Genomic DNA, 10,453 nt, shown 5'->3' with positions numbered 1-10,453 from the left:
ATTGGAGGTAGGTTGTTGAGGATTCTCGTCGCGGGTGGTGCCGGCTATATCGGCGCCCACATGGTCAAGCAGCTGGTTCGTGCCGGACACACGGTGATCGTGCTGGATAATCTCTCCACCGGTTTCCGGTCCTTGGCCCGTCATGGCGAACTGGTGGTGGGGGATCTAGCCGATACCTGGCTGCTGGAGCGGCTGTTTCAGGCCCATCGTTTCGATGGGGTCATGCATTTTGCCGCCGCCAGTCTGGTGGGAGAGTCCATGACCGATCCGGGCAAGTATTATCGCAATAATGTGGCCTGTACGGTGAATCTGCTGGAGGCCATGGTGCGCCATGGGGCGTCAAAATTCATTTTTTCCTCCACGGCGGCCACCTTTGGCGAACCGGATTACGTGCCCATGGATGAGGCCCATCCCCAGCGTCCCATCAATCCCTACGGTGCCAGCAAGCTGATGGTGGAGCGCCTGTTGCAGGACTACCATGCCGCCCATGGGCTGGATTCCGTCTGCCTGCGCTATTTCAATGCCTGCGGGGCGGACCCGGAAGGGGAGTTGGGGGAATGCCATGATCCGGAAACGCACCTGATTCCACTGATTTTGCAGGCGGCTTCGGGGCGGCGCGAGGCCATCACGGTGTTCGGGCGGGACTATCCCACGGAGGATGGTACCTGTATCCGGGATTACATTCACATCGAGGATCTGTGTACCGCCCACGCCCTGGCTCTGGAGGCGTTGAGCAATGGCGCAAAACGGGGGGCATTGGCGTACAACCTGGGTAATGGCCAGGGGTATTCAGTGCAGCAGGTGATCGATGTGGCCCAGCGTGTGGTGGCCGAGGACGGGGCGCAGATCACGGTACGGGAAGGGGATCGTCGTCCGGGAGATCCGGCGGTGCTGGTGGCCGATGCGCGTCGCGCACAGGCAGAACTGGGCTGGCGACCCCGGTACGGGGACCTGGAAACCATTGTGCGTCATGCTTGGGCATGGGAGCGGCGTATCTCGGGCGATCATCATGTGTGAGGCTTCATCCAAACGGAAACACCCACGGCGTCAACAACAACACCCCCGCGGAATAGGTCAGGCTCACCGGTAGGCCGGTTTTGAGGAAGTCGCTGATCCGGTAACGGCCCGGTGTATAGACCATCAGGTGGGTCTGGTAGCCGTAGGGAATCAGGAAGCAGGCGCTGGCCCCGTAGGCCACGGCCATGATGAAGGGCATGGGATCGACGCCGAAGGCCTGGGCGGTGCTCCATGCCACGGGAAAAGCCAATGCGGCGGCGGCGTTGTTGGTGACGGTTTCGGTCAGCAGCAGGGTCAGCAAGTAGCAGCCCAAAAAGGCTGCATAGACACCGTGGCCGGTGAACAGGGTTTGTATGCCTTGGGCGATCAGGGCGGCGGCCCCCGAGTGTTCCAGCCCCTGGGCGATGGCCAGGGCCGAGCCAATGATCATCCATAGCTCGAAGGGAAAGCGCCGGCGGAGTTCGACGGGGCTGAGCACCCGTCCCAGCAGCAGCCCGCCCAGCAGCAACAGCAGGCCGTGGAACAGGGGGAGTAGTTCCAGGGCGGCTAGACCGATCACCGTGGCAAAGCCGCCCAGTGTCAGTAGGCTTTGCGTGCGGTTGAGTTGTGGTCGCTTGAAGCTGCCGCTGAGTAGGTGGAAGTTGCGGTCGATGTTGCGTTGCTGGCGAAAGTCGTTGCCTACCGCCAGTAGCAGGCAGTCACCCACCCGGAGCGGAATCTGGCCAAGCTGGCCCTCCAGCCGTTTGCCGCCCCGGCGAATGCCTACCACGCCCGCGTTGAACATGCTGCGAAAGTCCACCTCCTGAAGAGTTCGTCCCGCCAGTTCCGACTCGTGGGAGATCACCACCTCCACCAGATTGGTGGCCAGCAGGTCGTCGGCCTGGTCACCGAACAGCTTGAGTCCCGGAAAGCGTTGCAGTGCCTGGACCTTGCTCACTTCGCCGGTGAATACCAGGGTGTCTCCCTCCTGCAGTACCTCGTCCGGCCCCACCGGGCTGATCAGTCGATGATCCCGCTCGATCTCCAGCAAGTAAAGGCCGTCCAGGTTGCGTAGCTGGTTCTCCTCAATGCTTTTGCCCACCATCTCTGATCCAGATTGCAGGTCGGCGGCGAGAAAGTAGGAGAGCTTGTCTTCGGTGTCTTCCGGGCGATGGTGGGGCAGCGCGCGTGCGCACCACAGCAGCACGCCGAAGGTGATGAGCGCCACCGGTACACCCACCAGGGCGAACTGGAACATACCCAGTTCAAAACCGCCGGTGCCCAGGGCGAAAGAGTTGACGACCAGGTTGGTGGAGGTACCCACCAGGGTGGTGACGCCGCCCAGGATTGAGGCGTAGGACAGTGGGATCAGCAGCCTGGAGGGGGCGATGCGCTGCTGACGCGAAATGGCGCCCAGAAAGGCCGCCACCACTGCGGTATTGTTGAGGAATGCCGAAAGCAGTGCACTGGTCCCCATCAACCTGGCGGTGGCGGTGGACTCACGTCCGTGCAGCAGTCGTTGTGAGAGCCAGTCCAGCAGTGGGCTGCGTTCCAGAGCCAGTGATACGAGCAGCAGCAGCAGCAGCGTGGCCAGCGCCGGGTTGGTGTATTGGCGCAGCAGTGTGGTGGTGTCCACCACACCGAGTAGCAGGTAGGCGCCCGCCAGGGTGACGAAGGCCACAGCGGGACGCACCCGCCCCGAGATCAGTGCTGCCAATAGGCCGGCAATCGAAAATAACACCACCCAGGCGGTCATGGTGATGGGTGTCCTTGCGTATCATTGGGCTTGTGGGATTTTAGACAGGCTTTTATGATGCTGTCTAATCCGGTGGTTAAATATCCTGTTTGTTTTATTAAAAATAAAAATAAAACATAGACTTGAGATTAACTTGATCACTAAATATTTGTCGCCCGAAAATCTGAGCGAGCGTCGCCTTGAGGCGGTGCGGCTACGCCTGGACGGTCATACCGTGGCCGAGACGGCTGTGCGTACCGGTTTGTCGGCACCCACGGTTTCCGCCGCCTGGAAGGCGTTTCGCGAGGGCGGATGGGAATCGGTGCCGGTCAGGCCCCGTGGTCGCAAGTCCGGGCAGTGCAACTCCCTGGATGATGCGGCGCAAGCGGTGATGGTGGCCAGGTTGAGCGAATGGCCCGAAGGTGAGGCGCCGGCGTGGAGTAGTCGCCATCTGGCCAAGGCACTGGCGGAGGCAGGCCATTCGGTATCGGCCCGTGCGGTGGATCACTGGTTGCAGGCGCGGGATCTCAAGCCCGAGGGGCTGACAACCGAGGCCTTGGCCCATCATCGCGGCTCGACCGGTCGCTGGTACCGTCGGCGGGCGAAGTCGGTGATTGAAGTGGTACGCCAGGCAGACGGACGTGTCTGGCTGGGAGGTGCGCGGGTTGCCAGGCCTGCCGAGTCATTCCCCGGGCTGCCGCGCTATCAGCTCTATCTACACGGCAAGCGGGGCGTACTGTACACCCGCTGTCTGGGTTTTCCACCCTTGGCCAGTGACTACCTGGGACTGTTCCAGCGCCTGCTTGATCAGGCGTCGGGCAAACCGGTCGCCCTGGTATTCCATGGTGCTTGTTTCCAGTTCAGTCCCGAGGTTCGCCGCTGGCTGGATGCACACCCTGATTTTCATTTGCTGAACAGGCCGATGCCATGACGTCACTCACCCATTTACAGAAACTGGAAGCCGAGAGTATCCAGATCATGCGCGAGGTGGTCGCCGAGACCGAGAATCCGGTGATGCTCTATTCGGTGGGCAAGGACAGCGCGGTGATGCTGCACCTGGCGCGCAAGGCGTTTTCTCCGGCCCCACCGCCGTTTCCGTTGCTGCATGTGGACACCCGTTGGAAATTCCGCGCCATGTATGAATTTCGCGACAAGATGGCCCGGGAGATGGGCATGGATCTGTTGGTGCATATCAACCCGGACGGGGTGGCGAAGGACATCAATCCTTTTACCCACGGCTCCGCCATCCACACCGATGTGATGAAAACCGAAGGCCTCAAGCAGGCGTTGGATCAGTACGGTTTTGATGCCGCTTTTGGTGGGGCGCGGCGGGATGAGGAGAAGTCCCGTGCCAAGGAGAGGGTCTTTTCCTTCCGCACCGCCCAGCATCGTTGGGACCCCAAGAACCAGCGCCCGGAGTTGTGGCGTCTTTACAATGCCCATAAGCACAAGGGAGAGTCCATCCGCGTCTTTCCGCTTTCCAACTGGACAGAGTTGGATATCTGGCAGTACATCTACTTGCAGAATATCCCGATTGTACCCCTCTACTATGCTGCCGAGCGCCCGGTGGTGGAGCGCGACGGCACCCTGATCATGGTGGATGACGGGCGCATGCCGTTGGCGCCGGGTGAGGTGCCCATGATGCGCAAGGTCCGGTTCCGCACCCTGGGCTGCTACCCGCTCACCGGTGCCATTGAGTCCGAGGCCGATACCTTGCCAGCCATCATCCAGGAAATGCTCCTGACCCGGACTTCCGAACGCCAGGGACGTGTCATCGACCATGACGGTGCCGCATCCATGGAAAAGAAAAAGCAGGAGGGGTATTTCTGATGGCTCACGCATCCGACATGATCGCCGACGATATTGAAGCCTACTTGAAGGCTCATGAGCGCAAGGGTTTATTGCGCTTCATTACCTGCGGCAGTGTTGACGACGGCAAGAGCACCCTGATCGGGCGTTTGCTGTTTGAGTCCAAACTGTTGTTCGAGGATCAACTGGCCGCCATTGAGGCGGATTCCAAAAAGTATGGTACCCAGGGCAATGAGGTGGATTTTGCATTGCTGGTTGATGGCCTGGCCGCCGAGCGGGAGCAGGGCATCACCATTGATGTGGCTTATCGTTTTTTCTCTACCGACAAGCGTAAGTTCATCGTCGCCGACACGCCAGGGCATGAGCAGTACACCCGTAATATGGTGACCGGCGCTTCCACCGCTGATGCCGCCATCCTGATGGTCGATGCGCGCCACGGTATCCTGACCCAGACCCGTCGCCACAGCTTTTTGATGTCGCTGATCGGCATCCGCCATATCGTGGTGGCCATCAACAAGATGGATCTGGTGGAGTATTCGAAGGCGCGTTTCGAGGAGATTGCCGAGCAATATCGTGAGTTTGCCGGGCAACTGGGCCTGGAGGACATCACATTTATTCCGATGTCGGCGCTCAAGGGTGACAACGTGATCGAGCATGGTGGGCATATGCCCTGGTATCACGGCCCGACCCTGATGGGCTATCTGGAGTCCGTGGAAGTAGACGAGGCACGCCTGCAGCGTTCGCCGTTTCGCATGCCGGTGCAGTGGGTCAACCGTCCCAATCTGGACTTTCGTGGGTTTGCCGGGATGATTGCCGCCGGTACCGTGAGGCCGGGGGATGCCATTCGTGTCCAGCCCTCTGGCAAAACCAGCCGGGTCCGGCGGATTTATACCCACGATGGCGATCTGGAGCAGGCCATTGCCGGGCAGTCGGTGACTGTGTTGCTGGAAGATGAGATCGATATTTCCCGTGGTGATGTGATTTCCGGTGTTGATCAACCCGCCGAAACCGCCGACCAGTTCGAGACCACGCTGGTGTGGATGCACGATCAGCCCTTGTTACCGGGGCGTCCTTACCTGATGAAACTGGGTACTCAGACCGTTTCGGCCACCGTTTCCGATATCAAGTACCAGGTCAACGTCAACACCCTGGAGCATACCGCAGCCAAACAGCTCGACCTGAACGGTATTGGTGTCTGTACTCTGAGTCTGGGCAAACCGGTGGCTTTCGATGCCTATCGTGATAGTCCGGATACGGGCGGTTTCATCCTGATCGATCGGATGAGCCACAACACCGTGGGGGCGGGGATGTTGCATTTTGCCCTGCGCCGCAGCCAGAACATCCATATGCAACACGTGGATATCGACAAGCAGGCCCGGGCGCTGGCCAAGGGTCAGAAGCCTGCGGTGCTTTGGTTCACCGGTCTTTCCGGGGCTGGCAAATCGACCATCGCTAATCTGGTGGAGAAGAAGCTCCATGCCGCTGGTCAGCACACCTATCTGCTGGATGGCGATAATGTGCGTCATGGTCTCAATCGTGATCTGGGCTTCACGGACGCCGATCGTGTCGAGAATATCCGGCGGGTGGCGGAAGTGGCCAAGCTGATGGTGGATGCCGGTTTGATCGTGCTGACGGCGTTCATCTCGCCCTTCCGCAGCGAACGCCGGATGGCCCGTGAGCTGATGCAAGAGGGGGAATTCATCGAGATCTTTGTGGATACCCCGCTGGATGTGGCGGAAGCGCGTGATCCGAAGGGGCTCTACAAGAAAGCCCGGCGTGGTGTGCTGAAGAACTTCACCGGTATCGATTCCGCCTATGAAGCGCCGGAAGATCCCGATCTTCGTCTTGATACCATCCGCCTGAGCCAGGAAGAGGCAGCCGATGCGGTAATCGAGTTGCTGCGGGAACGACAGCTGATTGCCTGATCGCGTTTGGCCCACCCAACAGGAGCGCGAGATTTCGCGCTCCTGCCGTGACACCCTCCCCACGGCTAAAGCCGGGTGCTTCTCGCGCATCGTGGTGAACCTTGACATGATAGGACGCCCACTTTTCTTGCTTCTCTCTTATCACCGTCACTCCCGCTATTACCGTCACTCCCGTCACTCCCGTCATCACCGTCACTCCCGCGAAAGCGGGAGTCCAGTGCATGGTTTCAGTCTGCCACTGGATTCCCGCTTTCGCGGGAATGACGGTGGGGGGAATGCCGCGGGGGGGTTCCCGGGTTTGCGGGAATGACGGCGGGGGCTTTGGATTCATTCTTTTCGCTGGCAGGTCAGTTCCCACCGGGTGGCCCCTGGGCCCCTGATGCGGCTGTGGCTCCCGTGGGAGCGGCCCTTGGCCACGAGCGATGCCCGAGATTGTCGCTTTCAGGCCGTTTCCACGTCGAATGCCACGATCTGCCGCTTTTCCCGGGAGAACTCCACGCCGATCAGGTGAATGGGTTTGCCGGTGGCCCGGTATTTGTCGGCATAGCCCTTTTGCTTGATCTGATCCAGGGCCCTCCCTTCGGGCAGTTGCTCCACCACCTTGAATTCGAACAGGTAGAGGTGGCCGCCGAAGTCGACGGTCATGTCCACCTTGCCATGGTGGCTGGCGTCTTCCACCGTGACCTGGACCCCCAGGGCGGCGAAGTGGCTGTAGAAGACGCTGGCGTAGTGGCCTTCATACTGGGCAATGGGGTTGTTGCGATACCAGTCGTGGGGCAGGCCGGCGTAGAGGGCCTTGAGGTGGGTTTCCAGGCTGGCCAGATCGTGCTGCTGCAAGTGCTTGAACAGGGTGCGGCGTTCGCGTGGGCCGTTCTCGACGCCCAGTGACGGGAGCAGCGCATGGTTCAGGCTGGTCTCCACCTCGTGGTTGGGAAAGCCCAGGGTGTACTGGCGGTAACCCAGCATGGGCTCCTTGATCTGCTTGATGGTCAGGTAGCCGGTCTGGAAGAGCAGGGCGTCGGTACTGATATCGTCGACATCGAACTGGCTGAGTAATTCGTATTCCGTCTCCCACCAGTCCAGCGAAGGGGTGAAGACCCCGCGTTGCTTGAGGACGTCGACCAGGAAGGTGGGCGTGGCGCTCTCGAACCAGTAGGGGCCGAACTGACGATTTTGCAAGAGCAGCAGTACATCGAAGGGGTTGTAGACGGAGTTGATCTCCTGTCCGCCCCAGCGGTAGCCGTTGTACCACTGGCGGATGGCCTCCCGGTCCAGGCCGGGTAGCTCGGGGGCGAATACCGTGTCGATGTCGTCATCGGTATACCCGCAGATCGTGGTGTATTCCGGTAGCAGCGTGATGTCGCGCAGGTTGTTGAGCCCCGAAAAGAGGCTGACCTTGCTGAATTTGGACACGCCGGTGATCAGCACCAGATGCAGATGGGGATCGGCGTCCTTGAGCACGCTGTAGAGGTTTTTGAGGCCTTCGCGCAGTTCGCGTGCACGCTCCGGTTCCAGAATGTTGTCGAGGATGGGTTTGTCGTACTCATCGATGAGTACGACGGCGCGCTGTCCGTAGTGGGCGTGCGTCTGGCGAATCAGTGATGAAAACTCACCGGAGATGATCTCGGCTGGTGGTTGGGGGAGCGCCAGTTGTTCTCGTTGTACTTTCAGCTGGTGCCAAATGTGGGCATCCAGTTCCTCACGGCTTTTGACGACGCCGTCGGCAAAGCTGATGCGGATGACCGGGTGTGTTGTCTGCCAGTCCCATGTGTCGTGGAGGTAGAGTCCTTCGAACAGGGCTTGCTGCCCTTCGAACAGGCAGCGCAGGGTGTCGAGCAGCAGGCTCTTGCCGAAGCGGCGGGGGCGGGAGAGGAAGTAGTAGCCGCCGATCTTCGCCATGGACTCGATCAGGGGGGTCTTGTCGACGTAGTAGTAGTGGCTCTTGCGCAGCTTTTCAAAGGACTGGATGCCGATGGGGAGTGTGAGGTGCTGATGGTTAGCCATGCCTGGCCCTCCAGGGACAAGTATCGTGCCGGTGGCAGTCTATCATGGCCTTGGTGGTGGTCGTTGTTGCCACTGTCATCGTCATCGTCACCGCCATCGCCATCCCGCCATCCCGCCATCCCGTCATCCCGTCATCCCGTCATCCCGTTATCCCGTTATCGGCACTATCATCGTCACTCCCGCGAAAGCGGGAGTCCAGTGCATGGTTTCAGTCTGCCACTGGATTCCCGCTTTCGCGGGAATGACCCTGCTCTTTGCGCAAGCAGAACACGGTAGCCGGGGCCATGGGGGATGCGCAGTTCCGAGATGCCTTCGCCGATCGGTGATTGTTTGTCAGGCCGTTTCCACATCGAAGGCCACGATCTGTCGCTTTTCGCGGGAGAACTCCACGCCGATCAGGTGAATGGGCTTGCCGGAGGCCCGGTATTTGTCGGCATAGCCCTTTTGCTTGATCTGCTCCAGCGCCTTGCCTTCGGGTAGCTGCTCCACCACCTTGAATTCGAACAGGTAGAGGTGCCCGGCAAAGTCCACCGCCATGTCCACCTTGCCGCGGTGGCTGGCGTCTTCCACCGTGACCTGGACCCCCAGGGCGGCGAAGTGGCTATAGAAGACGCTGGCATAGTGGCCTTCATACTGGGCAATGGGGTTGTTGCGATACCAGTCGTGGGGCAGGCCGGCGTAAAGGGCCTTCATGTGGGCCTCAAGGCCTGCCATGTCGGCGGCTTTGAGCAGGCGGGGCAAGCGGATGACCAGTTCATCAAAGATGGCGTGACTGACGCCCAGTGCGGGTAACAAGGCCTCATTGAGGCTGATCTCCACCTCTTGATTGGGGAGGCCCAGTTCATAGAGCGGGCGGTTGGGCACTTCTTCGTGGATGCCTTTCAGGGTCAGGTAGCCCGTTTGAAACAGCAGGGCATCGGTGGAAATGTCATCGACATCGAAGCGGCTCAGCAGCGCCGGTCGGCTGTGCCAGGCGGTGAGTGCGGGCGTGAAGACGCCGCGTTCCTTAAGCAGATCCACCAGGAAGGTGGGCGTGGCGCTCTCGAACCAGTAGGGACCGAACTCACGGTTTTGGAGCAGTAGCAGCACATCGAACGGGTTGTAGACAGATGCGACCTCGGGGCCGCCCCAGCGGTAGCCGTTGTACCACTGGCGGATGGCCTCGCGGTTCAGGCCGGGTAGCTCGGGGGCGAATACCGTGTCGATGTCGTCATCGGTATACCCGCAGATCGTGGTGTATTCCGGTAGCAGCGTGATGTCGCGCAGGTTGTTGAGCCCCGAAAAGAGGCTGACCTTGCTGAACTTGGACACGCCGGTGATCAGCACCAGATGCAGATGAGGATCGGCGTCCTTGATCACGCTGTAGAGGTTCTTCAGCCCCTCGCGCAGTTCGCGTGCACGCTCCGGTTCCAAAATGTTGTCGAGGATGGGTTTGTCGTACTCATCAATCAGCAGCACGACCGGCTGGCCCGTTTCCTGGTGGGCGAGTTCTAGCAGATCGGAGAACTCGCCGGGAATATCCGTCTCGGGGCTGGTGGCCTGGGTGAAACGCTTGCGCTCCTTGCGCAGCTGGTGGCGAATGCGCCTGTCCAGCTCCTCGCGATTGCGCATCACGCCGCTGCCGAAGCTGAGGCGAATCACGGGATGCGTCGTTTGCCAGTCCCATTGGTCATGGAGGTACAGCCCTTCGAAGAGTGACTGACGGCCCTCAAACAGGCAGCGCAGGGTGTCGAGCAGCAGGCTTTTGCCGAAGCGGCGGGGGCGGGAGAGGAAGTAGTACTTGTTCTGGTGGACCAGGCGCTCGATGTGGGGGGTCTTGTCGACGTAGTAGTAGCCTCCTTCGCGGATCTCGGAGAAGGTCTGAATGCCGATGGGGAGTCTGAGGCGCTGATCGTTAGCCATGCCTGGCCCTCCAGGAATAAGTATCGTGCCGGCGGCAGTTTATCATGGCCTTGGTGGTGGTCGTTGTCGTCATCTTTTATCT

7 protein-coding genes are annotated in these 10,453 nt (G+C 60.2%); 4 read left to right on the top strand and 3 right to left on the bottom strand.

Going from position 1 to position 10,453, the window contains the following annotated elements:
* Entirely contained in the window at window positions 1-1,017 is a 1,017-nt protein-coding gene (gene galE, locus LQ952_RS01835; RefSeq protein ID WP_347402038.1) for a UDP-glucose 4-epimerase GalE, read from the top strand.
* Between the two features lie 4 nt (window positions 1,018-1,021).
* Here the strand turns inward: galE and LQ952_RS01830 are convergent, their stop codons facing one another.
* Complete coding sequence (locus LQ952_RS01830) at window positions 1,022-2,752, bottom strand: SLC13 family permease (protein ID WP_238620924.1); 1,731 nt, start codon at window positions 2,750-2,752, stop codon at window positions 1,022-1,024.
* 133 nt (window positions 2,753-2,885) lie between these two features.
* On the opposite strand from LQ952_RS01830, the gene LQ952_RS01825 reads away from it, so the two are divergent.
* From LQ952_RS01825 to cysN, 3 genes are read left to right on the top strand one after another with little or no spacing between them, the layout of a single operon-like run.
* Window positions 2,886-3,662 carry a helix-turn-helix domain-containing protein gene (locus LQ952_RS01825; protein ID WP_238620922.1) on the top strand — a complete coding sequence of 259 codons (777 nt, stop codon included), beginning with the start codon at window positions 2,886-2,888 and terminating at the stop codon, window positions 3,660-3,662.
* Window positions 3,659-4,561 (top strand): sulfate adenylyltransferase subunit CysD, encoded by a 903-nt coding sequence (cysD, locus tag LQ952_RS01820; protein WP_238620920.1) that lies wholly within the window; start codon window positions 3,659-3,661, stop codon window positions 4,559-4,561. The genes LQ952_RS01825 and cysD overlap by 4 nt, the downstream gene beginning before the upstream one ends.
* Window positions 4,561-6,465 (top strand): sulfate adenylyltransferase subunit CysN, encoded by a 1,905-nt coding sequence (gene cysN / locus LQ952_RS01815; RefSeq protein ID WP_238620919.1) that lies wholly within the window; start codon window positions 4,561-4,563, stop codon window positions 6,463-6,465. Before cysD ends, cysN begins: the two co-directional genes overlap by 1 nt.
* 441 nt (window positions 6,466-6,906) lie before the next feature.
* Here cysN and LQ952_RS01810 read toward each other — a convergent pair whose 3' ends face one another.
* Together LQ952_RS01810 and LQ952_RS01805 are read right to left on the bottom strand one after the other, a co-directional pair.
* Window positions 6,907-8,469 (bottom strand): ATP-binding protein, encoded by a 1,563-nt coding sequence (locus LQ952_RS01810; protein WP_238620917.1) that lies wholly within the window; start codon window positions 8,467-8,469, stop codon window positions 6,907-6,909.
* Window positions 8,470-8,802: 333 nt separating this feature from the next.
* Window positions 8,803-10,371 (bottom strand): ATP-binding protein, encoded by a 1,569-nt coding sequence (locus LQ952_RS01805; protein WP_238620915.1) that lies wholly within the window; start codon window positions 10,369-10,371, stop codon window positions 8,803-8,805.
* Window positions 10,372-10,453: the final 82 nt, after the last annotated feature.

This window comes from Ectothiorhodospira lacustris (genome assembly GCF_022227785.1).
In the GTDB taxonomy this organism is placed as follows: Bacteria; Pseudomonadota; Gammaproteobacteria; order Ectothiorhodospirales; family Ectothiorhodospiraceae; genus Ectothiorhodospira; species Ectothiorhodospira lacustris.
This window is presented reverse-complemented; position numbering and strand designations above follow the sequence as displayed.

Bases quoted from the DNA above. Each gene is read 5' to 3' on its own strand.
- LQ952_RS01830 (WP_238620924.1), bottom strand. From the start codon at position 2,752: ATGACCGCCTGGGTGGTGTTATTTTCGATTGCCGGCCTATTGGCAGCA.
- cysD (WP_238620920.1), top strand. From the start codon at position 3,659: ATGACGTCACTCACCCATTTACAGAAACTGGAAGCCGAGAGTATCCAG.
- cysN (WP_238620919.1), top strand. From the start codon at position 4,561: ATGGCTCACGCATCCGACATGATCGCCGACGATATTGAAGCCTACTTG.
- LQ952_RS01810 (WP_238620917.1), bottom strand. From the start codon at position 8,469: ATGGCTAACCATCAGCACCTCACACTCCCCATCGGCATCCAGTCCTTT.
- LQ952_RS01805 (WP_238620915.1), bottom strand. From the start codon at position 10,371: ATGGCTAACGATCAGCGCCTCAGACTCCCCATCGGCATTCAGACCTTC.